Source organism: Streptomyces sp. NBC_00075 (genome assembly GCF_045041225.1).
Classification (GTDB): Bacteria; Actinomycetota; Actinomycetes; order Streptomycetales; family Streptomycetaceae; genus Streptomyces; species Streptomyces adonidis.
Genome location: NZ_CP108243.1, coordinates 5,753,325 through 5,776,060 on the forward strand (window position 1 = coordinate 5,753,325; position 22,736 = coordinate 5,776,060).

A 22,736-nucleotide genomic window follows, 5' to 3' on the forward strand; every position below is an offset into this window, starting at 1 on the left:
ACTTCACGGTGCGGGCCCCGATCGGTGACCGGTGGTGTTCGCCGTACGGCCGCCGGGCGGCTGTGGGCTATGCGGCCCGGGCGTCCGTCTGTGGCTGGGCGTCGAAGCGGATGAACCGGGTCAGCAGAGCGGCGATGACCGCCACACCGACCGAGCACCACAGGGCGAGCGTGTAGCCGGACACCAGGGCCTGCATCGGTTCCTGGCTGTCGGCCAGGGAGTCGGTGCGGGCGTGGGCGACCGCGGCGAGCGCGGCGAGTCCGATGGCCCCGCCTGCCTGGTAGGTGGTGGTCGCCAGCCCCGATCCGGCGCCGGCGATCGGACCGGTGAGCCCCATCGTGCAGACCACGAACGACGAGACGATGGAGACACCGAGACCGAACGACCACAGGACAGCCGGCAGCAGGAAGCTCGTGAGGTAACCGCCGTCGACATCGATCAGCGCCGCCCACGCGGCGAGCGCCGCGGCCTGGACGAGCACACCGCCCATGAGGACGTTCTGCGGGCCGAACCGCAGCACTCGCGGCGCCACCTGGGTACCGGCCAGCATGGCCAGCGGGATGGGTACGTACGACAGGCCGGCCCGCGCCGGTCCGTAGCCGCGCACCTGCTGAAGGTAGAGCGTGATGATGAAGAAGGTCGAGATCAGCAGGGTGCCGACCAGGGCGAACGCCACGTTGCCGATGACGAGCGGCCGGATGCGGAGCAGCATGGCGGGCAGCACCGGGTCGGCCGCCGTGCGCTGCCGGACCACGAACGCGACGAGCAGCGCCGCGGCACCCGCGAACTCGGCCAGGGTCGCGGCCGAGCCCCAGCCCTGGGCGCTGCCGCGGACCACGGCCAGGATGAGCAGCGACATACCGGCGGTGGCCGTGACCGCGCCGAACACGTCGAGACGGGCGGACGTCTGCGGACCGGTGGCCGGGAGCAGCCGCAGGCTGGCCCACAGGATGCCCGCGCCGATCGGCACGTTGATGAGGAAGATCCACTCCCAGCCGGCCGTGGTGAGCAGCCCGCCGAGCACCAGGCCCACCGGTGCGGCGATGCCGCCCATGCCCATGAAGAGGCCGAGCGCCTTGTTGCGTGCGGGGCCCTCCGGGAAGATGTCGGTGATCAGGGCCAGGGCCGCCGGGGTGACCAGGGCCGCGCCCAGGCCCTGGGCGAGCCTGCTCACCACCAGCTGCCAGTCGGCGGCCGAGAAGGCGCAGGCGAGCGACGCCAGCGTGAAGAGGGCCACGCCGGAGGCGAAGAGCCGGCGCCGGCCGACGACGTCGGCGGCCCGGCCCGCCAGCAGCAGGAAGCCCGCGAAGCCCAGCAGGTAGGCGTCGACGACCCAGGCCAGGCTGGTGGGCGAGAAGCCGAGGTCGTCGCGGATGGCCGGCAGCGCGATGTTCACCACCGAGGCGTCCATCACCGACATGAACTCGATCAGGGCCAGCACCGAGAACATCGCCCAGGGACTGCGGCCGTGGCCGGCCGTCTCAGCCGCCCCCGACGCCTCGGAGGTGATGTCGTTGGTCATGAGGGGTGTCCACTTCTTCCTGTCATCGCGGTCTGCCGTCGCGGTCTGTCACCGGGGGCCGTTGTCGAGGTCCGTCATCGGGGGACGCGGACCATCCTGTGCCGCCTCCGGGGGCCGGACATCACGTCTTCACGCCATCTGCCGTCGCGGACCGGGCGGGTCGTGGTTCGGTGGCGGGCGTGGCAGATCGCGTGAAAGTGGGATGTCCGGACAGCGCCGCGGCCGTCATGCTGCGGCGAAGGGCAGCGCCGGCGAAAGGCGGTGCGACTGCCCGCGGACCTCACGAAGGGCTTTTCGACACATGGTCGTGTTCACGTACACCTTGCTGGTCAACGACCCCGGTCTCCCGCAGTACCCCGAGGTCAGGGCCGATCAGCTCTGGGACAGCCTGGTGCACAAGGCCGCCAACCCGGTCTCCTACGTGCCCTCGATCAGCTGGGCGGAGGTGCTGGAGGAGTTCGACGGGGGGTTCGTACGGCGTATCGCGCTGCGGGGCGACCGCTCGGTGCTGCTGCGGGAGCGGGTGACCCTGGAGGGGCGGCGGCGCATCGTCTTCACCCAGCTGGACAACCCGCTGCTGACCGAGATCACCAACGAGATCGGCGAGGACGAACAGGGCCGTCTCACCTTCACGTTCACCGCCACGCTGTCCGCGGCGGGTCTGGAGCGCAGCAGGCGGGAGGCCGGATTCATCGCGGAGAACGACCTGCTGTTCTACGACACGGCCGCCGCGACGGTGAACACCGTGCGGCTCACCGCGGCCCAGCCGACGGCCGCCGCCTGACGGCGGGCACGACGCGATGCCGCGGTCCGGGACCCGCACGGGGTCCCGGACCGCGGCATCGGTCATCGACGAGGCAGGCCCTACGCGAAGCCACCGTTGGCGTGGAGGGTCTGGGCGGTGACCCAGCGCCCGTCCGCACCGGCCAGGAACGACACGACGTCCGCGATGTCACCCGGCTGCCCGAGCTTGCGCAGCGGGGTCTGGGCGATCAGGCCTTCGAGGTTGGCCCGCGCCTCGGGAGCGAGCATGTCGGTGTCCGTCGGGCCCGGGGCCACCGCGTTGACGGTGACACCGCGCTCGCCCAACTGGTGGGCGAGGGACCGGGTGAGGACCTCGACGCCCACCTTGGTCGCGCCGTACGCGCCGAGGAACGCGATGGCCGCGGCCGGCAGACCGGCGGAGAGGTTGATCACCCGGCCGCCGTCGCGCACGTGCTGGACGGCCTGCTGGTGGGAGAGGAACACGCTCTTGAGGTTGGTCGCGACCAGCCGGTCGAAGTCCTCCTCGCTGATGTACTCCACCGGTGCGGCGGCCACGGTCGCGGCGTTGTTGACGACGATGTCGACGCCGCCGAACTCCTTGACCGCGGCCGCGTACAGAGCGGCCACATCGGCTGCGACCGACACATCCCCCTGGACGGCCACGGCCTGGCCGCCGCCCGCGGTGATGGCCTTGACCGTCTTCTGCGCGGCCTCCGCGTTGCTGTGGTAGTTGACCACGACGGCTGCGCCGTCGCGGCCCAGGCGCTCGGCCGTCGCGCGGCCGATGCCTCGGGAAGCGCCGGTCACGATGGCGACCTTGCCGTTGAGACTCATCTCTGGTGACTCCTCGTCAGTGAACGGGTGACATGGGGTTCAGCGGTCCTCCGGGTCCCGGTTCACACCGCCGGCAGCGGTATGGACTGGGCGTGCCGGAAGACGTTCTTGGGATCCCACTGGGCCTTGATCTGCTGAAGCCGTGGGAAGTTGGCGCCGTAGTAGAGGTCGTGCCAGGGCACGCCGGAGGTGTTCCAGTCCGGGTCGGAGAGGTCGCCGTCGGCGTAGTTGACGAAGCAGCCGTCGGTGATGTCGCCGGACACGGGCACGCCCCCGGTGCCGGCGTACACGTCCCGGTAGAACTCACGGATCCAGGCTTCGTGCCAGGCGTCCTGCGCCTCGTCCCGCCAGAAGTTGACGTACATCAGCTTCATGACGGAGTTGCGCTGGGACACGGCGGTCGCCGTCGGTGCGACCGTGTTGACCTGTCCGCCGTACGAGCTGATCATGACCAGCGCGCCCGGGTAGGGGTAGTCGGCGCGGGTCAGGTGCTTGTAGAAGGCCGCGATGTGGGCGTCGGTGAAGCCCTTGCGCATATAGGCGGACTTGCCCTTGAAGCGGTTCGTGGGGTCGCCGCCGCCGGTGAAACCGGGCCACTCCGCCGCGTGCAGCCACGGCAGTGTGCGCCGCTCGTCCACCCGGAACGAGACGCCCGTACCGCTGTTGACCGCCGTGAGGAAGTCGTCCAGCAGCCGGTCGGCCCCGGGCAGCGTCGCGTCGATCTCGGTCGTCAGGGAGAACGAGCCGGCCGCCTTGGGGCCGGGCTTCAACTGGCTGAACAGGCCGGAGTACGGCGAGCCGGGCACGCTGTTCGCCTCGCACCAGGCCCCGTAGTTCTTCAGGATCCGGCCGAACGCGGCCTCCGTCAGATCGTTCCAGGACCAGGAGACGGAGCTGACCAGCAGCTTGGACGGCGGCTTGGGCAGCAGCTTGCGCGGGTCGGTACCGGTCGCGCCCGGGGAGCGGAACAGATAGCGGGTCACGACGCCGAAGTTGCCGCCGCCACCGCCGGTGTGCGCCCACCACAGGCCCCGGTTGGGGTCCGACGCCTCCCGGGTGGCCCTGACCAGCCGGGCCTTGCCGTTCGCGTCCACCACGACCACCTCGACGCCGTACAGGTGGTCGACGATCAGTCCGTGCCGCCGCGAGAGCGCGCCGTAGCCGCCGCCCGCCACATGGCCGCCCACGCCGACCGTGGGGCAGGTGCCGCCGGGCAGGGTGACTCCCCAGCCTTTGTAGAGGGTCTTGTAGACGTCGATGAGGGTGGCGCCGGGCTCCACCGCGAACACCTGGGCGGCGGAGTCGTAGGAGACCTGGTTCAGCTGGGACAGGTCGATGACGACCTTGACCGAGCCGTCGGTGACCCAGGGCTCGTAGCAGTGGCCGCCGCTGCGTACGGAGATCCGCTTCCCGGCGGTGACGGCCTCCTGTACGGCGGTCAGCACCTGGCCCGTCGACCCGGCCATCCGGATGTACTCGGGTCTGCCGACCCAGCGCTGGTTGAATCCCCGGACCAGATCCGTGTACTGCTGGTCCGCCGAGGTGACGTCGAAGGGGCCGAACGCCGCCGCGCCGTCCGCGTGGGCGGGTGCCGCACCGGCCACCGTGACGCCGCCGGCGACGGTTCCCGCCGCTGTCGTGGTGGCCAGGAATCTTCGACGCGATATTCCGTTCATGTCTCTCCCCGTTGTGTGCTGACCCCGCTGCGTGCCGATTCCGCTCGCCCGGCGGGGCCACCCACGCTGTCAACCACGCCTCGTCCCCTGCATCACGTCTTTACGCGATCCTTTGCCGGGCCCGTCTCCGGTATCCGCCGCGCGAGCCCGGGCGGAAGCCCACGGGAACCGGGGATGCCGGGCGGCGGCACCCGGGTGGATGCTGCCTCTCGGCGCCGGTGGTGCCGGATCACAGGAGGTGAGGACTCATGTCCGTGCTGAGCTGGACCCTGCCGGTCGTCGGTGAGGTCGACGGGGACGAACGGCGGCTGAACCGCGATCAGGTCTGGGCGGGGATGCTGCGCAAGGCGGAGAACCCGGTTCCGTTCATCGCCGGGATCACCGACTGCCAGGTGCTGGAGCGTCACCCCGACGGCCTGCTGCGGGAGATCACCGTGGCGGGGCGGGCCAAGGCCCGGGAGCGGGTCGTGTTCCACGAACGCCGGCTCATGGTCTTCCACCAGCTCGACGACCCCTACCTGGCCGAGATCCACAACGAGGTGGGACAGGACGAGCACGGAGCGGCCACGCTGACGATCCGGGTGGTGCTGTCGGCGGAGGGAAAGGCGAAGGGCGAGCGGGAGAGCGCCTTCCTGGAGTCGACCGAACGGTACTTCGGCGGAATAGTGCGCCCCATCGTCGACACCATGCTCCGGCTGGAGAACTAGGCCTGTCCGGCGGACCATGCCGGAGACGCGGGGATTTCGCACCGCAGCTGTCCTCCGCCCTGATCCGCGAAGTCCCGCCTGTCCGGCGGTTCATGTCGTGGACGCGGGGTCCGGCACGCACGCCCGGCTTCGCTCGTGCGGGGACCCCCGTCATGTCGACGCCCTCCTCCGCCTGGCGGCCGCACGCACCGGACCCCGCTCACCGGCGCTGACACGACACGGCCGACTTCCCGCGACCTGATCCGCCGGACGGGCCCTGGCGCCGCCGTGATCGACCGCGAACAGACCCCGGAGTCTGTTCGCGGCCCTGCGGCCCTGCGGCCCTGCGGCCCTGCGGCCCTGCGGCCCTGCGGCCCTGCGGCCCTGCGGCCCTGCGGCCCTGCGGCCCTGCGGCCCTGCGGCCCTGCGGCCCTGCGGCCCTGCGGCCCTGCGGCCCTGCGGCCCTGCGGCCCTGCGGCCCTGCGGCCCTGCGGCCCTGCGGCCCTGCGGCCCTGCGGCCCTGCGGCCCTGCGGCCCTGCGGCCCTGCGGCCCTGCGGCCCTGCGGCCCTGCGGCCCTGCGGCCCTGCGGCCCTGCGGCCCTGCGGCCCTGCGGCCGGGGGGCCGGTCACCCCCCGACCGCGGGCCGGTTCAGGTGGTTCCTGGGGCTTCGCCCGACTCGTGGAGCATCTCCTGGCGTGCCAGCTCGACCCGGCTGGAGACTCCGAGTTTGGCGAAGGCGTGCCTCAGATGGGTGTCGACGGTGTGCGGGGACAGGAACAGCCGCTCGGCGGCGGCCCGGTTGGTCAGCCCCTCGGCGACCAGCCGGACGACGCGCAGCTCGGCGACGGTGAGGCTGTCCCAGCCCGTCTGGGCCCGGGGCACCGACTGCCACTTCTTGCGGCGTACGCCCAGCGCGCGCAGCGCCCGCTGCACCCGCGCCACGGAGCGGGTCGCCCCGCAGTGCGTGAACCTGCCGAGGGCCTCCTCGAGCAGCGCGACGGCGCGGCTGCGGCGTCCCGCCCGGGCCTCGGCCTGCGCGGTGTCCTCCAGCGCGATGGCCCGCGCCAGCTCGCGGGGGCTGCCGCGGTAGGCGTCCACCGCGGTGCGCAGCACGGTCACGTCGTCGTGCAGGAGTCCCTCGGCGTGATACGCGGCAGCCGCCAGCGAACCCACCTTCGGCGTGTTGTCGGCCAGCGTCCGGGCCGCCGCCGCGGCGGCCTCCGCCTGCGGGCGGGCCCCCGCGTCGAGGGCGAACCGGACCATCGCCGGGGCCGCCCACGCGATCTGGGTCAGCAGCAGGGGGCGTTCGTCGAGGCTCTCGTAGACGCCGGACAGGGCTGTCACCGCGGCCTTCGGGTCCCCCTCGGCATACGCCAGCTGGGCCTGGACCCAGTTCATGTCCTCCACCACCACCCCGTATCCGGACTCGACGAGCCGACGGGCGTCCCTGAGCGCCTCCCGGGCCCGCACCAGTTCGTCCTGGTGGATCGCCACCTGGCCGAGGACGGCGAGCAGCGACGGAACGATGGCGAGCGCGTTGAGCTGCTCGGCCACCGCCCGGCCGGCCAGCGCCTCGGCGCGGGCGTTGTCCAACTGCCCTGACATGAGCCGCAGTTCGGCCCGGCCGTAGTGCCACAGGGGCAGGGACCAGACCGAGCCGAGCGCACGTGTGTCGCGCTCGCCCAGTTCGAACACGGCATCGGCCTCACCGAAGCGGTCGGACGCCACGAGAGCCCGGCCCAGCCACAGCCGGGGGTGCCGGTGGCGGGCGTTCCCGCCGGTGTCGTCGGCGAGCTGTACGGCGTCCGAGGCGAGCGAGACGGCCTCGTCGAGCCTGCCGCGGATGCGGGCGGCGGCGCTGCGGGCCGAGCCCGAGAACACCACGACGTCCGGTTCCCCGACCTCCATCGCCTCGGTCGCCGCGGCCATCGCGCGCACCACGCTGTCCTGGTCGTCGCCGTTGAGCAGAGCGTGCGCCTGGACCGCGAGGAGCTGTCCGCGCACCGGTTCCGGCACCCCGGGCTGGGCCAGGGCGCGCTGGGTGCACTCGATCACCGCGGAGTCCTGGCCCGCGTGTTTGAGTGCCTCGGCCAGCCCGACGTACACGGTGGCCTCATGGACGCCGCTCATGGTGTGGCGCAGTGCCGCTCCGCCCAGCGCACGGGCCTCGGGGATGCGGCCGGACGAGGCGAGCAGGCTCACCGCCCGGGCGATGAAGGTGAAACGCCGGGGATCGTCGGTGGGCAGCAGATCGAGTGCCTGCTGCATCATGTCGGCGGCGGTGCTCGGGGAGGTGGAGGCCACCTCGTCCGCCGCCTCGCAGAGTACGTCGATGGTGTGCGGGTTGTCCCGGGCGGCGCCGCGCACCATGTGCAGCACGACCTCGGCACGTGGCCGGCCCGCCGCCTCCAGGATCGCGGCGGCCTCCTGGTGCAGGACCCGCCGTACCGACCCGGACAGTTCGTCGTAGATCGCCTCCCTGATGAGGTCGTGCCGGAAGGCGAGCGCCGCTCCCTCGTCGACGAGGACGTGCGCCTGGACGGCCTCCTCGACCTGCGGCACCAGGGCGACCCCGCGCTCTCCCAGCAGGTCGGCCGCCTCGTTGAGGCAGAACGGGCGGCCGAGGACGGCGCCGGCCTCCAGGAGCCGGCGGGTGGGGGCGGACAGATGACGCAGCTGGTAGTCGATGGCGGACAGGAAGTCGGAGGGCAGGGCGTCGTCCCCGGTCACGTCGGCCGTGCCGTCCTCGGTTAATCGGACCCTGCCGTGCAGGGCGTTGAGCAGCTGTTCCAGCAGGAACGGGTTGCCGTCGCTGCGTGCGGCGAGCGCCATCAGCGCCGGTGCGGGGGCGGCCCCGAGCGCGTGGGCGCAGAACTCGGCGACGGCGTCGGGGCCGAGCGGCGCGAGGGCGACATGCCGGGCACCGTTCTGGAGGAGCCGGCCCACCACGTCGTACCCCGCCGACCGGTCGGACTGCGGGCGCCTGGCCAGCAGCCACAGCACCGGGCAGGCCCGCAGTCTGGGCACCAGGATCTGAAGGGTGAGCGCGGTGAGTTCGTCCGTCGACTGGGCGTCGTCCAGGGCGATCAGCAACGGGCGGGTGCGGGTGTGCTCCTCGATGAGTTCGCCGATCTGGTTGACGAGCCAGAAACGATTCGCTTCCTGGCTCCCCACCCCGCCGAGCGCCGCCATGTCCACCGAGTCCACCACCGGCGGCACGCTGCCGCGCAGCGCGGCGAGCAGTACGGCGAGCGGTGCGACCCGGTCCAGTTCGGTGGCCCGGCCGAAAGCGACCGTCATGCCCAGCTGTTCCGCCTCCCGCGCGGCCTCCTGGAGCAGCCGGCTCTTGCCGATGCCCGGTGGTCCCTCGACCACGAGGCAGTCGCCGGCCCCCGTGACCGTCGCCTCAAGTGCGGCGCGGATCCTGCCCAGTTCGGCGCCCCGGCCGACTGCAGGAGCGGCCTGTGTATCAACCACGCTCTCCATCATTCCCCCGTGAATTGCGGCTCATGGGACCCATTCTCCTGGCCGACTGCATGGCTCGCACATGTTTTCCCGTCGGCGCAACTGCTTTCGGACGTGCTCTGAGCTGGACCTTCGGCATTTACCACCCCGGCCCGCGAGGTCGGGAGCGGCGGCGGAAGGGGGCGGCCCCGGAGGGTGAATCTCCCGTGCCGTCCGGGGCCGGATCACGTAAACGGGCGATGCCGTGCCGTGGCCGGGCGGCGAAGACTTCTCGTCAGCGGGCCACGGGCAATTCCATTCGAACGAGGACGCGGGACCAACGGGGGTTCCCTGCCCGAACCCGTAGAGAGGGACGCGTGATGTTCACGAATCTTTCATTCGGCCGGAAACTCCGGCTGAGGAGGCTCTACGGCGACAACGGCGACCCGCTGTTCGTCGTACCGCTGGACCACCCCATCAGCGACGGCCCGGTCACCACCCGGGACGGTGACCTCGACACCCTGGTGGGACAGCTCGCGGACAACGGCGCCGACGCGGTGGTGCTGCACAAGGGCGGACTCCGTCAGGTGGACCCGGACCGGTTCTCCCGGATCTCGTTGATCGTCCATCTGAGCGCGAGCACCGTCCACGCCCCGGATCCGGACGCCAAGTACCTGGTGAGCGGCGTCGACGAAGCGCTGCGCCACGGCGCCGACGCGGTGAGCGTCCATGTCAACCTCGGTTCGGCCGGGGAACGTCAGCAGATCACCGACCTCGGCCGGGTGTCGGACCTCTGCGACCGCTGGAACGTGCCGCTGCTGGCGATGGTCTACCCGAGGGGCCCGAAGATCACCAACCCCCGGGACCCGGCACTGGTCGCCCACGCCGTCACCCTCGCCGCCGAACTCGGCGCCGATGTCGTCAAGACCCCGTACGTCGGCTCGCCCGACGAGATGGCGGACGTCGTCAGGGGCGCCCCCATCCCGGTCATCGTGGCCGGCGGCCCCCGCAGGACCACGGTGCCCGACGTGCTCGCCTACGTGGACGAGGCGCTGCGCGGCGGCGTCAGCGGGTTCGCCATGGGCCGCAACATCTTCCAGGCCGCCGATCCCGGCGCGATGACACGCCAGATCGCGGAGTTCCTGCGCCGCGACCGGGACACCGCGGGCCACCGGCAACTGGAGCGGCTCCAGCCGCTCGTCGGCTGAGCGGCGCCGCCCGCCCCCGCCCACCCGCCCCACGTAACCGCTCACACCACTCACACCACGCATGGGAGTACGGACGATGAAGATCAGCTGGCTGGACATCCGGGGCCTCGGCGAGGCCAAGGCCGCGATTCTCCAGGAGGCGCTGCACTACCGCGTGGAAGGCGTCGTCGCCGACGACACGGCCGACCTGGCGGACCTGCCGCCCACCATCACCAAGATCCTCTTCCCGCAGGGCAAGGACCTGCCGGACGACTTCGGCGACGCGACGGTGGTCGTGGTCGACCCCGCCCGGCACGGTGTGACCCCGGCCGAACTCGCCCTCAAGCACACCGGCGTGGAGTTCGGCCGTTTCGTGGAGATCATCGACGCGTCGACCCTGGAGGACGCCTGCGAGTCGGCGCGTACCGAGCGGTGGAGCCTGCTGCTCTTCCGTGACCCCACCAAGATCCCGCTGGAGATCGTGATCGCCGCCGCCGCCCGCTCGACGGGCAGCCTGGTCACCGTGGCCAAGGACGTCGAGGAGGCGGAGATCATCTTCGGGGTCCTGGAGCTGGGCTCGGACGGCGTGATGATGGCGCCGAAGACGGTCGGTGACGCGGCCAAGCTGAAGGCCTCGGCCCAGTCCGACATCCCCGACCTCGACCTGGTGGAGCTGGAGGTCGTGGAGACCGCACACATCGGCATGGGCGAGCGGGCCTGCGTGGACACCTGCACGTACTTCCGTGAGGACGAGGGCATCCTGGTCGGCTCGCACTCCAAGGGCATGATCCTGTGCGTCAGCGAGACGCATCCGCTGCCCTACATGCCGACGCGTCCGTTCCGGGTCAACGCGGGTGCCATCCACTCGTACACGCTGTCCAAGGACGAGCGCACCAGCTACCTCAGCGAACTCAAGGCGGGCAGCAAGGTGATGGCCGTCGACATCAAGGGCCAGACCCGGATGGTCACGGTCGGCCGGGTCAAGATCGAGTCCCGTCCGCTGATCTCCATAGACGCGGTCGCGCCGAACGGGCGGCAGGTCAACCTCATCCTCCAGGACGACTGGCACGTACGTGTGCTCGGCCCGGGCGGTGTCGTGCTCAACAGCACCGAGCTGAAGGCAGGCGACAAGGTCCTCGGCTATCTGCCGAGCGAGGACCGGCACGTCGGCTACCCGATCGACGAGTTCTGCCTCGAGAAGTGAGCGGTCCCCTGCCGGTGGCGGCGGCCCGGTGGCCGGTGGTCGACTTCCATGTCCGGCTGGCCCCGGTGCCGCAGGCACCGGGCCGCCTGCTCGCCACCATGGACGAGTGCGGCATCGCCCGCGCGGTGGTCTGCGCGGGCGGCACCATGCCGCTCGAACAGCTCTCCCGGTTCCTGGTCGAGGGCGGCCACATCGAGACCGACGCGGACAACGACGCGGTGCTGCGGGCGTGCGCGGCGTCCGACGGCCGGCTGATCCCCTTCTTCTTCGCCAACCCGCACCGGGACCCGGACCACTACCGCCGGGCGGCCGACGCGTTCCACGGCGTGGAGATCTCCCCGGCCGTCCACGGGGTCCCGCTGAGCGACCCACGCACCGCCGCCCTCGTCGGCGTCGCCCGGGACGTCGGCCACAGCGTCTACACCGTCTGCCTGGAACGGCCCGGCAGCCGGGTCGCCGACCTGGTGTCGCTCGCCGCCCGCCACCCCGAGGTCACCTTCGTCCTCGGTCACGCGGGCATCGGCAACATCGACCTCTACGCGGTCGAACTGATCGCGCACTTGCCGAACGTGCTGCTGGAGACCTCGGGCGGCTACGGCTGCGTCGCCCGTGCCGCGGTGCTTCAGCTCGGCGCGGACCGCGTGCTCTTCGGCTCCGAAGCCCCGCTCCAGCACCCCGAGGTGGAGCTGACCAAACTCCGGCACCTCGGGATCAGCGACGACGACTGGCAGAAGATCGCCTGGCGCAACGCCGGCCGGCTTCTCGGATGGAAGTGACTCGGATGGGAGTGACGATGACGGATCCGGACAGGCTGCCCCACCCGGGCGACTGGTCGACCTACGAGGAACTGGCGGCGCTCCAGCGGCGGTCGCTGCTCCAAGTTCTCGCGCGGGCCGCCAAGTCGCCCTTCTACCAGGCACGGCACAGCCCCGACGGAGTCCCCGCCGACCCGGCCGCCTTCGACCGGCTGCCGACGACCACCAAGGACGACCTCCGGGCCCAGTACCCGTTCGGCATGCTCGCGGTCCCGAACACGGAACTGGCGACCTACCACGAGTCGAGCGGCTCCACCGGCTCGCCGACCCCCTCCTTCTACACGGAACCCGACTGGGTCGACCTCGCCGAGCGCTTCGCCCGCAAGCATGTCGACATCGGAGCCTCGGACACCCTGCTGGTGCGCACCCCCTACGCCATGCTGCTCACCGGGCATTTGGCCCATGCGGCGGGGCGGCTGAAGGGCGCGACCGTGGTTCCCGGCGACAACCGCTCCCTGGCCATGCCGTATTCACGGGTGGTCAGGGCACTGCACGACCTCGACGTCACGCTGACCTGGTCGATGCCGACGGAGTGCCTGCTGTGGGCCGCCGCGGCCGGGGCCCAGGGCCTCCGGCCGGACCGGGACTTCCCGGCACTGCGCGCGCTGTTCGTCGGTGGCGAGCCGCTCAGCACCGCCCGGCGGGCCAGGATCAGCCGGCTGTGGGGGGTGCCGGTGGTGGAGGAGTACGGCTCCACCGAGACCGGCAGCCTGGCCGGCGAGTGCCCGGCGGGCCGGCTGCATCTGTGGGCCGACCGGGTGCTGTTCGAGGTGCGCGACCCGGACACCGGCAGGATCGGCCGGGAGGGCGAGGGCCAGCTCGTCGTCACCCCGCTCCACCGCGAGGCGATGCCCCTGCTGCGCTACAACCTCGAGGACAACGTCGAGGTGTCGTACGACCCGTGCCCGTGCGGCTGGGTGCTGCCGACCGTCACGGTGCTCGGACGGGCCGTCTACGGCCACCGGATCGACGCCACCCTGATCACCCAGCACCAGCTGGAGGACATCGTCTACCGACTGCCGTACGAGTACGGCGTGCTGTTCTGGCGGGCCCAGACGGCCGCCGGACTCCTGCGCGTCGAGATCGAGGTCTCCGCCCGGCACCAGAGCGAGGCCTGCGCCGAACTGGCCCGCGCGGTACGGCGGGAGCTGGGCGTGGAGTGCCGGATCGACGGCGTCGTCCCGGGCACCCTGGTTCCGCAGGACGTACTGAGCGGAATGCCCGACGTCGTGAAGCCCCGGAGCCTGTTCGGCCCGGACGAGGACTGGAACAAGGCCATCCTCTATTACTGAGACCGCCGTCGAGAGTTGTTGATCATGAAGCCTCTGAACCGCCCGCCCCACGCGCTGAAGCGTGACGGCGGCAGCATGGCAATCGTCGGTGCCGGTATCGCCGGTCTCACCCTGGCGACGGCCCTCGGCCGGGCAGGCATCCGCTGCGAGGTCTTCGAACAGGCGAAGAACCTGCGGGAGGTGGGGGCCGGTGTGCAGATCGCGCCCAACGCCTCCCGGCTGCTGCACCGGCTCGGTCTCGCCCAGCGGCTGGGTCCGGTGGTGGTGCGCCCCGACGCGGTGGAGATGCGCCGCTGGGACGACAGCCGGCTGCTCGGCCGCACCGAGCTGGGTGCCGCCTGCGAGGAGCTCTACGGGGCGCCGTACTACACGGTGCACCGCGCCGATCTGCACCAGTCGCTGCTGTCCGGCATCGACGACAACATCCTGCACATCGGCCGCCGATGCGTGCGCGTCGAGGAGCTGCCGGAGGGTGCGCGACTCCACTTCGACGACGGCTCCACGCACGACGCCGACGTGGTGATCGGCGCCGACGGCATCCACTCGGTGGTGCGCGACGCCCTCGCCATGGACGAGCCCCGCTTCTCCGGACAGTCCATCTACCGGGGGCTGGTGCCGGCCGACCGGCTGCCGTTCCCGCTCGACGAGCCGAAGGTCCGGCTGTGGCTGGGGCCGCGGCAGCACGTCGTGTGCTACCCGGTCAGCGGCGGGAAGTGGGTCAGCGTGGGGGCCACGACCCCGGCCGGCGACTGGTCGACCGAGTCATGGACGGCGGAAGGCCGGGTCGAGGACGTCGTGGACGCCTACCAGGGCTGGCACCAGGAGGCGACCGACGTCCTCAAGGCCCTTGACCAGGTGGGCCGCTGGGCGCTGCACGACCGCGACCCGCTGCGGCACTGGTGCAGCGCCGGAGGCCGGATCGCGGTCGTCGGTGACGCGGCACACCCGATGCTCCCGTTCCAGGCCCAGGGCGCCAACCAGGCGATCGAGGACGTGATCGTGCTCGCCGCCTGTCTGCGCGTGGCCGATCAGGACGGCATCCCGAAGGCGCTGGCCCGCTACGAGCGGACCCGCCGGCCCCGGACCGACAGGCTCCAGCAGCTGTCCCGCTCCAACTCCCGGAGGTTCCACCTCTCCGACGGAGAGGGACAGCGCGAGCGCGACACGGCCCTGCTCGGCGCCCAGAGCCTGCGCGAGCAGGAGTGGCTGTACGGCTACGACGCCGAGGCGGTGCTCCTTCAGGACCAGCTCGGGTAGGACCAGCACGCTCCGTACGACGGTCCGTACGACGGGGGGACGACGCCGCGGCGTCGTCCCCCCGTCGTACGGACCGTCGTACGCGCCCGTCAGCCGCCGTCGTCGGCCTCCGCGAGGCCGAACTCCGTGTGCAGGAGCCGCAGCGCCTCCACATGGCTGTGCCTGGGCACGATCACCGAGGTGCGCAACTGGGAGCTGGAGACCCAGCTGGTCGGGATACCCGCCGCCGTGAGCACCGCGGTCGCCCGTGCGAGGTACTCCGGGCGGTTCAGCAGACCCATGCCGACCAGCGACACCTTGGCCACGTCCCCGTCCACCCGGACGCCGCCGCCGAAGCGGGCCGCGGCGCTCTCCAGCGCCCCCCTGACCCGCTCGACATCGCTGTGCCGCACGGTGAAGCCCATCCGGAACTCCTCCTCGTACGGTCCGGAGCGGGCGACGAGGTCGACCGGGACGGCGTTTCCGGCGAGGATGCCCAGCACCTCGGACGCCTGGTCCCGCTGTCCCTTGGAGTGCACGAGAATCCGTGCGACATCGGTGTCCGACGTGATCGCGGTGATCGCGTTCCCGGTCTCCATCGCGTTCACGTGCTCCTCACCCACCACGGTCCCTTCCGTATGGACCAGAGAACTCCTGACATGCAGTACGACTCCTTTGCCCGCGGCCAGTTCCGCCGCCCGGGAGTGCAGTACCCGGGCGCCTGCGAACGCCATCTCCACCATCACGTCCGGGGTCACCCGGGAGAGCTTCCGGGCCGAGGGCACCAGCCGGGGGTCGGCCGTGTACACACCGTCCACATCGGTGTAGATCTCGCATCCCCGGGCGCCGAGGGCCGCCGCGAGCGCGACGGCGGTGGTGTCCGATCCGCCTCGGCCGAGGGTGACCACGTCGCCGACGTGATTCGCCCCCTGGAAGCCGCCGACGACGACCACGCGTTCCTCGTCGAGGAAACGCCGTACGCGCCCGGTGTCGATCGTGTCGATCACGCCCTCGCCGTGCCGGCCGACCACCCCGATCCCCGCCTGCGGCCCGGTGAGCGAGACGGCCGGCACACCCAGCCGCTCCAGCGCCAGTGCCAGCAGAGCGGCGGAGGCGTACTCCCCCGTCGCCAGCAGCTGATCGGCCTCCCGGGGCGAACGTCTCGCCGCGTGCCGGCCGCCCACCTCCTCGGCCTGCGCCAGCAACTGGTCGGTGGTGTCCCCGCGGGCCGAGACGACGACCACGGTGCGCCGGCCGGCGCGACGGGTGGTCGCCACACGCTCGGACACCTTCAGAAGTCTTTCCAGCTCGCCGAGCGAGGTTCCCCCGTACTTCTGCACCAAAATGCCCATGACCGGAGCCTGCCCGGTGCGGCCATGGAGGGCATCACCCGTTCGCGGGATGCGGTCCGACGACCGAGAACCCCGGCAAGACCACGTGAACGCGTGATCCGTCATGCCGCCGGACGAAGGACGCACGAAGGGCCCGGCTCATCGAGCCGGACCCTTCGTCCTACGGCGGTAGCGGAGGGATTTGAACCCTCGGTGACTTGCGCCACACTCGCTTTCGAGGCGAGCTCCTTCGGCCGCTCGGACACGCTACCGAGACAGACCTTACAGCACGGTTCGGTGTGCTCCGAAATCCGTTTTTAGTTCCGGAAGAACTTGGTCAGGAGGCGCGCGCAGTCGTCCGCGAGGACGCCGCCGATCACCTCGGGGCGGTGGTTGAGGCGGCGGTCGCGGACGACGTCCCAGAGGGAGCCGGCCGCGCCCGCCTTCTCGTCGCGGGCGCCGTAGACGACCCGGTCGACCCGGGACTGCACGAGGGCGCCCGCGCACATCGTGCAGGGCTCGAGCGTCACGACGAGCGTGCAGCCGGACAGCCGCCACTCCCCGAGGTCGGCCGCGGCCCGCCGGATCGCGAGGACCTCGGCGTGCGCGGTCGGATCGCCCGTCGCCTCGCGTTCGTTGTGCCCGGTCGCGAGGACGGTCGTACCGTCGGCGGCCAGGACGACGGCACCGACGGGGACGTCACCGCCGAGGACGGCCCGCCCGGCCTCGGCCATGGCGAGCCGCATCGCGGCCCGCCATGGATCACGTACGGGGTCGGGCGCCCCCTCGACGGTCAGGCCCTGTTCGTTCAGCGCACCGTCTCCAGGACCTCCGACGCTCCGAGGGCGTCGGCGATCGCGCTCAGCGCGTCGTCGGCGTCCAGGGCGCGCAGTTCCTTCTCGCCGACGCCGAGGTCGTCCAGGATCTCGGTGTCGCCGACGGGGCCGTGCGGCACCGCCTCGGCGGAGGTGCCGGCCTCGTCGTCATCGTCGGAGTCGGCGTCCGGATCGCTGTCCGACTCACCGTCCTCGGTGCCGTCGAGGTCGAGGGCGTCCAGATCTGTATCGAGGTCGTCCGGATCGCGGCCGAGCAGCTCGGCCGTGAGCAGGATCTCGCCGTACGAGCTACGGGCAGCGGCGGCGGCGTCCGAGACGTAGATCCGGGGGTCGTCCTCGCCGTCGACGCGGACGACGCCGAACCAGGCGTCCTCCTGCTCGATGAGCACCAGCACCGTGTCGTCCTCGGGGGAGGCTTCACGGGCCAGTTCGGCCAGGTCCGACAGCGTTTCCACATCGTCGAGTTCTGTGTCGCTCGCTTCCCACCCGTCTTCGGTGCGCGCGAGCAGTGCGGCGAAGTACACCGTGACTCTCCCACTGGTCCTAGGCGTGCCGGTTGGGGGTCCCCCCGGCGGAGGCTTTGGGTGGGGAATGCTGTGCGCCGAGCCCCACCCACTCGGAATCGTGGCAGAAACGGAGCGTTCAGGGGACGTCTTCGGCACCCTGTGTCCGGCTCTTTTGATCGCTTGTCGGCCGAGCCCTTCACCAGCGCTCTCGTTGCCGCCACCAGCGGATCGTAACCGGCTTCCCTGGCCACCCCCGCACGGCCACCCCCTCAACGCGCCTACTACCAGCGGAACGTACGCATGCGCATGGCGTGGCGGAGGCGGGCGGCCTTGGCGCGTCGGGGCTGGACACGGTCGCGCAACTCGCGCGCCTCGGTCAGCTCGCGCAGGAAGACGGCCCGGCGCCGACGCCGCTCGGCGTCGGTCTCCGACGCCTTCTGTTCCCGATGCTCCCGGTCGGGCATAGGCACACACCCCCAGTCCATCTCTCCCACTTTCCCTCCGTCGGGCGGTTTGATGCCAGCGGAGGAGTGATCGGGGAGCCGAGCCCCCGCACAGGACCACGGCTACTGTTAGGGCCATGCGTCTTCACGTCGTCGACCACCCCCTGGTCGCTCACAAGCTCACCACGCTGCGCGACCAGCGCACCGACTCCGCGACCTTCCGCCGTCTCGCCGACGAGCTGGTCACCCTGCTCGCCTACGAGGCCACGCGCGACGTGCGCACCGAACAGGTCGACATCACGACGCCGGTCGCCTCGACCACGGGCGTCAAGCTGTCCCACCCGCGCCCGTTGGTCGTGCCGATCCTGCGGGCCGGTCTCGGCATGCTGGACGGCATGGTCCGGCTGCTGCCGACCGCCGAGGTGGGCTTCATGGGCATGGTGCGCGACGAGGAGACGCTCCAGGCGTCCACGTACGCGACCCGGATGCCGGAGGACCTCTCGGGCCGCCAGGTGTACGTCCTCGACCCGATGCTCGCCACCGGCGGCACCCTGGTCGCGGCGATCCAGGAGCTGATCAAGCGCGGCGCCGACGACGTGACGGCCGTGGTCCTGCTGGCCGCCCCGGAGGGCGTCGAGGTCATGGAACGCGAGCTGGCGGGCACCCCGGTGACGGTCGTGACGGCCTCGGTGGACGAGCGCCTCAACGAACACGGCTACATCGTCCCGGGCCTGGGAGACGCGGGCGACAGGCTGTACGGCGCCGCTGAGTAGACGGGCGCGCCCCTTCAGGGGCGCGGGGAACTGCGCGACCAGCCACGACGGCGCGGCTGAGTAGGCCCGAGCAGGAGCGCCCCTTTTAGGGGCGCGGGGAACTGCGCGACAAGCCCCCACCGGCCCGCAGCGGACGACGACACATCGCCGGATCGTTCAGCAACCCTTCGGGGAGCTGGACGGCGCCGCCGCAGGCTTGGCCAGCGCGGCCAGCGCCTGGTCGGCCTCCTGCTTATTGGTCAGCGCCGTGAACTTCGTACCGATGAGCAGATCGACCTCGGTGGCCGACGCCCGCGCGTCGGTCTTCACCTGCGCCCCGGCAAGCTGCGTGCCCAGCACAGGCAGCGCACCCTGGGCCGCAGACTTCGCGCCGAGCACTATCCCGGCGCCGGCGATCTTCTTGTCGTAGGCCTTGGTCGCGTTGCCGATGTCCCCGATCCGGAAGCCCCGCTTCCGCAGCTCGTCCGCCGCCTGCTTGGCGAGGCCGCTGCGGGGCGTGGCGTTCAGGACGTTGACGGTGATCTGGCCGGGCTTGAGGAGTGTCTTCGGGGCCGTCGGCGTGGGCGAGGGGGTCACCTTCGTGGCGCAGTCCGCCTTCGGGCCCGCCGCCGTGGCCTTGCTGCCGCCGCCCGTGAAGACGTCGATGAGCTGCAAGGTGCCCCAGCCGATCAGGCCGAGGGCGACGACGGAGGCCACGAGTCCGAGCACGAGTCTGCGGCGTCCCCGGGGTCGGCGCATCCGCGGGTACTTGTCCCCCGTGATGCGGTACTGGCCGCCCATTCCGGGGGGAGTCAGCATGCTCATGGGCGCAGCGTAGTGCGCCCGGGCGGTGATGCCTACTAAATGATCATTGACCTGGCCCGGGTAGTACCCGAAAGGGCCAATAAGGCCAGTGAAAGAGGGGTGACGGGGCGGGGAGCCGGACGTCAGTCCAGTTCCAGCACGCGTGCGTGCAGCACCTGGCGTTGCTGGAGGGCCGCCCGGACCGCGCGGTGCAGACCGTCTTCCAGATACAGGTCGCCCTGCCACTTCACGACATGCGCGAAGAGGTCGCCGTAGAACGTGGAGTCCTCGGCGAGCAGGGTTTCCAGGTCGAGCTGGCCCTTGGTCGTCACGAGCTGATCGAGGCGGACCGGGCGCGGCGCGACGTCCGCCCACTGCCGGGTGCTTTCCCGGCCGTGGTCGGGGTACGGCCGGCCGTTTCCGATGCGCTTGAAGATCACACGGAAAGCCTACCGGTCCAGACGTTCCGGGCGCAGCCATGGAGACGGAGTGCGACGCTGGAAAAGATGCCGTAAAGCGGGGCAAACCGGAACAGGGGTCTGACATGAGCGACCGCGAGACCGCGCCATCGGCCACCGCGGGGACCGCCGCGGAGTCTTTGCCACCGGCAAACGCGCCCGGATCACCACCCCGCGCGCCGGGGAGCGCTCCCGCACTCCCCCAGCAGGCCCTGGAGATTGCTTCCGGATACGCCTTCACCGGCCCGGCGCTCGATCTGGGCACGCTGATCTGGGACGGGACCTGCCTCCCGGACGCCCGGATCCGCATCCCCCTCCCCATGCTCAACCGGCACGGTCTGGTCGCGGGGGCCACCGGCACCGGCAAGACCAAGACGCTCCAGCTGATCGCCGAACAGCTCAGCACCCAAGGTGTGCCCGTTTTCCTGGCCGATGTGAAGGGTGACGTCTCCGGGATCTCGGCGCCGGGGGAGATGAACGACCGGGTTCGGGCCCGTTCCGCCGAGGTGCACCAGCGGTGGACGGCGACCGGATTCCCCGCCGAGTTCTACGCCCTCGGCGGCATCGGCCACGGCATCCCGGTCCGCGCCACCATCACCAGCTTCGGCCCGGTACTGCTCTCCAAGGTGCTCCAGCTCAACCAGACCCAGGAGCAGTCGCTCGGCCTGATCTTCCACTACGCCGACCAGAAGGGCCTCGATCTGCTCGACCTCAAGGACCTGCGAGCGGTCGTCGCCTTCCTCACCTCGGACGAGGGCAAGGCCGAGCTGAAGAACATCGGCGGCCTCTCGACGGCCACGGCCGGGGTGATCCTCCGTTCCCTCACCGCCTTCGAGGCGCAGGGCATGGCGGACTTCTTCGGCGAGCCGGAGTTCGACACGGCCGAGCTGCTGCGCACGGCGCCGGACGGCCGGGGCATGGTCTCGCTCCTCGAACTGCCCGCCGTACAGGACCGGCCGCAGCTGTTCTCGACCTTCCTGATGTGGCTGCTGGCCGACCTCTTCCACGACCTCCCGGAGGTCGGCGACGCCGACAAGCCCAAGCTCGTCTTCTTCTTCGACGAGGCGCATCTGCTCTTCAACGACGCGTCGAAGGCCTTCCTGGACGCGATCACGCAGACCGTGCGGCTGATTCGCTCGAAGGGAGTGGGCATCTTCTTCGTGACGCAGACGCCGCGAGACGTCCCCTCCGATGTCCTCGCCCAGCTCGGCAACCGCGTCCAGCACGCGCTGCGCGCCTTCACCCCGGACGACCAGAAGGCCCTCAAGGCCACGGTGAAGACGTTCCCGAACTCGCCGTACGACCTGGAGGAACTGCTCACCGGCCTCGGCACGGGCGAGGCGGTGGTCACGGTGCTCAGCGAGAAGGGGGCCCCGACGCCGGTCGCCGCGACGCGCCTCCGCGCCCCCGAGTCCCTGATGGGTCCGGTCGAGGCCACCGTTCTCGACGAGGCGGTCAGGTCCTCGCAGCTGTACGCACGTTACGCACAGGCTGTGGACAGAGAGTCGGCGTACGAGAAACTGACGGCCGCCAAGCCCTCCGGGGGAGCCAAGGGTCCGGACGAGATGAAGCCCACGAAGCCCAAGGAGGACCCCTCGGTCGTCCAACAGGTGGTGGGCAGCGGCATGTTCAAGTCGCTCGCCCGTTCCGTGGGCACCCAGATCGGACGGGAGATCACCCGCTCCCTCTTCGGGACGGCACGGCGGAGGCGGTAGCCACCAGGGTTCCGCCCCCGCCGCCCGGTCAGCGGCCCGGCTCCTTCGCGGGCTGCTCCGGCTTGGCCTCCTTGACCTGCGGTTTCGGTGCGTTGCGTACGGCCTCGGCGCGCAGCAGGGCGCGCAGGACCGCGTAGGGGTCGATCGCCATGGGGTTTGTTCCTTGTCCCGTTGACTGACAGATGGACCGGGGAGCCGGTTCTGTCAGCAGCGCAGGACCACAGAGCGCGGGGCGCGCGGCATGGGTCGTGGTGGTACGGGGAACGGGTGGCCCGCCGTCGCCATCGGGTGCCGTGCGGACGGTGGGCGGGGTGCGGGTCGCAGCGGTACGACGTGACGGTGGCCGTAGCGGCCCGGCGGGCGCACGGCGGTGTCGTGGACGTCGTACTCGGCGGCCGTACTGCCCATGACGACCGATTCGGCCGCTCCGCAGTGTGCTGCCGTTCCTGGCACGAGAAGGGCGAGCAGCAGGACGAGCACCCGGAACCAGACAGCCCGGCGCGCGGCGTAGGGGGTGCGCGCGGCGGGGCTCATGGGAGGTCTTTCCCCGCGCCCCGCACAGGGCCGATCACGCCGGGCCGAGAACCGCCCGGATGGCTGCTACTTGCCGGAGGCCTTCGCCGCCGCCTTCATCTCCTGCTTGTGGGCGCGCACCTTCGTCAGGGACTCGGGCCCGGTGATGTCGGCGACGGAGCGGAAGGACTTCGCCTCGCCGTAGGCGCCCGCCGCCTCGCGCCAGCCCTTGGGCTGGACGCCGAGCTGCTTGCCGAGGAGGGCCAGGAAGATCTTGGCCTTCTGCTTGCCGAAGCCGGGCAGGCCGGTGAGGCGCTTCAGCAGCTCCGGCCCGGTCGCCGCGTCCCGCCAGACGCCCTCGGCGTCACCGTCGTAGTGCTCGACGAGGTACTGGCAGAGCTGCTGGATGCGCTTGGCCATCGAGCCCGGGTAGCGGTGCACGGCCGGCTTGTCGGAGAGGAGCGCGGCGAAGGCCTCGGGGTCGTACGCCGCGATCTCGTGCGCGTCGAGATCGTCGGCGCCGAGCCGCTGCGCGATTGTCGCCGGCCCTTTGAACGCCCACTCCATCGGCACTTGCTGATCAAGCAGCATGCCGGTCAGCGCGGCGAGCGGGCTGCGGCCGAGAAGCGCGTCGGCCTCGGGGTCCTGGGCGAGGTGGAGAGTGACGTCCATGGTCCGATCATGCCCCGATCGGGGCACGGGTGCGCGGACACGAC

General features: G+C 71.4%; 22 protein-coding genes and 1 tRNA gene. 9 read left to right on the forward strand and 14 right to left on the reverse strand.

Annotation, left to right across the window (positions count from 1 at the left end; translation table 11 throughout):
- Window positions 1–67 precede the first annotated feature (67 nt).
- The gene (locus OG787_RS25010; RefSeq protein ID WP_405536441.1) at window positions 68–1,522 is read right to left on the reverse strand and encodes an MFS transporter; all 1,455 of its coding nucleotides are present in this window, start codon (window positions 1,520–1,522) and stop codon (window positions 68–70) included.
- Window positions 1,523–1,823: 301 nt separating this feature from the next.
- On the opposite strand from OG787_RS25010, the gene OG787_RS25015 reads away from it, so the two are divergent.
- Window positions 1,824–2,306 carry an SRPBCC family protein gene (locus OG787_RS25015; protein ID WP_369029019.1) on the forward strand — a complete coding sequence of 161 codons (483 nt, stop codon included), beginning with the start codon at window positions 1,824–1,826 and terminating at the stop codon, window positions 2,304–2,306.
- A gap of 80 nt (window positions 2,307–2,386) precedes the next feature.
- On the opposite strand, the gene OG787_RS25020 is transcribed toward OG787_RS25015, so the two are convergent.
- Together OG787_RS25020 and OG787_RS25025 are read right to left on the reverse strand one after the other, a co-directional pair.
- Entirely contained in the window at window positions 2,387–3,121 is a 735-nt protein-coding gene (locus OG787_RS25020; RefSeq protein WP_369029018.1) for an SDR family oxidoreductase, read from the reverse strand.
- Window positions 3,122–3,183: 62 nt separating this feature from the next.
- On the reverse strand, window positions 3,184–4,797 hold the full coding sequence (locus tag OG787_RS25025) for an FAD-binding oxidoreductase (RefSeq protein WP_369029017.1): 1,614 nt from the start codon (window positions 4,795–4,797) through the stop codon (window positions 3,184–3,186).
- Window positions 4,798–5,045: 248 nt separating this feature from the next.
- On the opposite strand from OG787_RS25025, the gene OG787_RS25030 reads away from it, so the two are divergent.
- Window positions 5,046–5,504 (forward strand): SRPBCC family protein, encoded by a 459-nt coding sequence (locus OG787_RS25030; protein WP_369029016.1) that lies wholly within the window; start codon window positions 5,046–5,048, stop codon window positions 5,502–5,504.
- A gap of 628 nt (window positions 5,505–6,132) precedes the next feature.
- Here OG787_RS25030 and OG787_RS25035 read toward each other — a convergent pair.
- The gene (locus tag OG787_RS25035) at window positions 6,133–8,961 is read right to left on the reverse strand and encodes an AAA family ATPase (RefSeq protein WP_405536442.1); all 2,829 of its coding nucleotides are present in this window, start codon (window positions 8,959–8,961) and stop codon (window positions 6,133–6,135) included.
- A gap of 347 nt (window positions 8,962–9,308) precedes the next feature.
- Here OG787_RS25035 and OG787_RS25040 point away from each other — a divergent pair, with 347 nt between their 5' ends.
- The 5 genes from OG787_RS25040 (at window position 9,309) to OG787_RS25060 (ending at window position 14,683) form a co-directional block, all read left to right on the forward strand.
- Window positions 9,309–10,136, forward strand: a complete 828-nt coding sequence (locus OG787_RS25040; RefSeq protein WP_405536443.1) for a 2-amino-3,7-dideoxy-D-threo-hept-6-ulosonate synthase — start codon at window positions 9,309–9,311, stop codon at window positions 10,134–10,136.
- Window positions 10,137–10,212: 76 nt separating this feature from the next.
- Entirely contained in the window at window positions 10,213–11,319 is a 1,107-nt protein-coding gene (gene griH / locus OG787_RS25045) for a 3-amino-4-hydroxybenzoic acid synthase (protein WP_405536444.1), read from the forward strand.
- A complete protein-coding gene (locus OG787_RS25050; protein ID WP_369029012.1) occupies window positions 11,316–12,095 on the forward strand; it encodes an amidohydrolase family protein in 780 nt (259 codons plus the stop codon). The genes griH and OG787_RS25050 overlap by 4 nt, the downstream gene beginning before the upstream one ends.
- 17 nt (window positions 12,096–12,112) lie before the next feature.
- Window positions 12,113–13,426, forward strand: coding sequence for a phenylacetate--CoA ligase family protein (locus OG787_RS25055; protein WP_405536445.1), 1,314 nt, complete (start codon window positions 12,113–12,115; stop codon window positions 13,424–13,426).
- 24 nt (window positions 13,427–13,450) lie between these two features.
- Complete coding sequence (locus OG787_RS25060; protein WP_405536446.1) at window positions 13,451–14,683, forward strand: FAD-dependent monooxygenase; 1,233 nt, start codon at window positions 13,451–13,453, stop codon at window positions 14,681–14,683.
- A gap of 89 nt (window positions 14,684–14,772) precedes the next feature.
- Here OG787_RS25060 and OG787_RS25065 read toward each other — a convergent pair whose 3' ends face one another.
- The 5 genes from OG787_RS25065 to OG787_RS25085 form a co-directional block, all read right to left on the reverse strand.
- Entirely contained in the window at window positions 14,773–16,014 is a 1,242-nt protein-coding gene (locus OG787_RS25065; protein ID WP_369029009.1) for an aspartate kinase, read from the reverse strand.
- 166 nt (window positions 16,015–16,180) lie between these two features.
- Window positions 16,181–16,265, reverse strand: a tRNA-Ser gene (locus OG787_RS25070).
- A gap of 45 nt (window positions 16,266–16,310) precedes the next feature.
- Entirely contained in the window at window positions 16,311–16,739 is a 429-nt protein-coding gene (tadA, locus tag OG787_RS25075; protein ID WP_369029008.1) for a tRNA adenosine(34) deaminase TadA, read from the reverse strand.
- Window positions 16,740–16,801: 62 nt separating this feature from the next.
- Window positions 16,802–17,353 (reverse strand): hypothetical protein, encoded by a 552-nt coding sequence (locus tag OG787_RS25080; RefSeq protein WP_235476937.1) that lies wholly within the window; start codon window positions 17,351–17,353, stop codon window positions 16,802–16,804.
- A gap of 263 nt (window positions 17,354–17,616) precedes the next feature.
- Window positions 17,617–17,799, reverse strand: a complete 183-nt coding sequence (locus OG787_RS25085; RefSeq protein WP_369029263.1) for a hypothetical protein — start codon at window positions 17,797–17,799, stop codon at window positions 17,617–17,619.
- Window positions 17,800–17,915: 116 nt separating this feature from the next.
- On the opposite strand from OG787_RS25085, the gene upp reads away from it, so the two are divergent.
- Entirely contained in the window at window positions 17,916–18,551 is a 636-nt protein-coding gene (upp, locus tag OG787_RS25090; RefSeq protein ID WP_369029007.1) for a uracil phosphoribosyltransferase, read from the forward strand.
- 156 nt (window positions 18,552–18,707) lie between these two features.
- Here the strand turns inward: upp and OG787_RS25095 are convergent, their stop codons facing one another.
- Window positions 18,708–19,355 (reverse strand): LytR C-terminal domain-containing protein, encoded by a 648-nt coding sequence (locus tag OG787_RS25095; RefSeq protein WP_405536447.1) that lies wholly within the window; start codon window positions 19,353–19,355, stop codon window positions 18,708–18,710.
- Between the two features lie 122 nt (window positions 19,356–19,477).
- Window positions 19,478–19,774 carry a type II toxin-antitoxin system VapB family antitoxin gene (locus tag OG787_RS25100; protein WP_003999914.1) on the reverse strand — a complete coding sequence of 99 codons (297 nt, stop codon included), beginning with the start codon at window positions 19,772–19,774 and terminating at the stop codon, window positions 19,478–19,480.
- A 104-nt stretch (window positions 19,775–19,878) separates the two neighbouring features.
- Between OG787_RS25100 and OG787_RS25105 the strand changes: the two genes are divergently transcribed.
- The gene (locus tag OG787_RS25105) at window positions 19,879–21,507 is read left to right on the forward strand and encodes a helicase HerA-like domain-containing protein (protein ID WP_405536448.1); all 1,629 of its coding nucleotides are present in this window, start codon (window positions 19,879–19,881) and stop codon (window positions 21,505–21,507) included.
- A gap of 28 nt (window positions 21,508–21,535) precedes the next feature.
- Here the strand turns inward: OG787_RS25105 and OG787_RS25110 are convergent, their stop codons facing one another.
- The 3 genes from OG787_RS25110 to OG787_RS25120 form a co-directional block, all read right to left on the reverse strand.
- The gene (locus OG787_RS25110) at window positions 21,536–21,658 is read right to left on the reverse strand and encodes a hypothetical protein (protein WP_268828185.1); all 123 of its coding nucleotides are present in this window, start codon (window positions 21,656–21,658) and stop codon (window positions 21,536–21,538) included.
- 53 nt (window positions 21,659–21,711) lie between these two features.
- Entirely contained in the window at window positions 21,712–22,041 is a 330-nt protein-coding gene (locus OG787_RS25115; RefSeq protein WP_405536449.1) for a hypothetical protein, read from the reverse strand.
- Window positions 22,042–22,107: 66 nt separating this feature from the next.
- Complete coding sequence (locus OG787_RS25120) at window positions 22,108–22,692, reverse strand: HhH-GPD-type base excision DNA repair protein (protein WP_405536450.1); 585 nt, start codon at window positions 22,690–22,692, stop codon at window positions 22,108–22,110.
- Window positions 22,693–22,736 lie beyond the last annotated feature (44 nt).

Coding starts and splice junctions, on each gene's coding strand:
- OG787_RS25010 (WP_405536441.1), bottom strand. CDS start 1,522: ATGACCAACGACATCACCTCCGAGGCGTCGGGGGCGGCTGAGACGGCC.
- OG787_RS25015 (WP_369029019.1), top strand. CDS start 1,824: ATGGTCGTGTTCACGTACACCTTGCTGGTCAACGACCCCGGTCTCCCG.
- OG787_RS25020 (WP_369029018.1), bottom strand. CDS start 3,121: ATGAGTCTCAACGGCAAGGTCGCCATCGTGACCGGCGCTTCCCGAGGC.
- OG787_RS25025 (WP_369029017.1), bottom strand. CDS start 4,797: ATGAACGGAATATCGCGTCGAAGATTCCTGGCCACCACGACAGCGGCG.
- OG787_RS25030 (WP_369029016.1), top strand. CDS start 5,046: ATGTCCGTGCTGAGCTGGACCCTGCCGGTCGTCGGTGAGGTCGACGGG.
- OG787_RS25040 (WP_405536443.1), top strand. CDS start 9,309: ATGTTCACGAATCTTTCATTCGGCCGGAAACTCCGGCTGAGGAGGCTC.
- griH (WP_405536444.1), top strand. CDS start 10,213: ATGAAGATCAGCTGGCTGGACATCCGGGGCCTCGGCGAGGCCAAGGCC.
- OG787_RS25055 (WP_405536445.1), top strand. CDS start 12,113: ATGACGGATCCGGACAGGCTGCCCCACCCGGGCGACTGGTCGACCTAC.
- OG787_RS25060 (WP_405536446.1), top strand. CDS start 13,451: ATGAAGCCTCTGAACCGCCCGCCCCACGCGCTGAAGCGTGACGGCGGC.
- OG787_RS25065 (WP_369029009.1), bottom strand. CDS start 16,014: ATGGGCATTTTGGTGCAGAAGTACGGGGGAACCTCGCTCGGCGAGCTG.
- tadA (WP_369029008.1), bottom strand. CDS start 16,739: ATGCGGCTCGCCATGGCCGAGGCCGGGCGGGCCGTCCTCGGCGGTGAC.
- OG787_RS25085 (WP_369029263.1), bottom strand. CDS start 17,799: ATGCCCGACCGGGAGCATCGGGAACAGAAGGCGTCGGAGACCGACGCC.
- upp (WP_369029007.1), top strand. CDS start 17,916: ATGCGTCTTCACGTCGTCGACCACCCCCTGGTCGCTCACAAGCTCACC.
- OG787_RS25095 (WP_405536447.1), bottom strand. CDS start 19,355: ATGAGCATGCTGACTCCCCCCGGAATGGGCGGCCAGTACCGCATCACG.
- OG787_RS25105 (WP_405536448.1), top strand. CDS start 19,879: ATGAGCGACCGCGAGACCGCGCCATCGGCCACCGCGGGGACCGCCGCG.
- OG787_RS25110 (WP_268828185.1), bottom strand. CDS start 21,658: ATGGCGATCGACCCCTACGCGGTCCTGCGCGCCCTGCTGCGCGCCGAG.
- OG787_RS25115 (WP_405536449.1), bottom strand. CDS start 22,041: ATGAGCCCCGCCGCGCGCACCCCCTACGCCGCGCGCCGGGCTGTCTGG.
- OG787_RS25120 (WP_405536450.1), bottom strand. CDS start 22,692: ATGGACGTCACTCTCCACCTCGCCCAGGACCCCGAGGCCGACGCGCTT.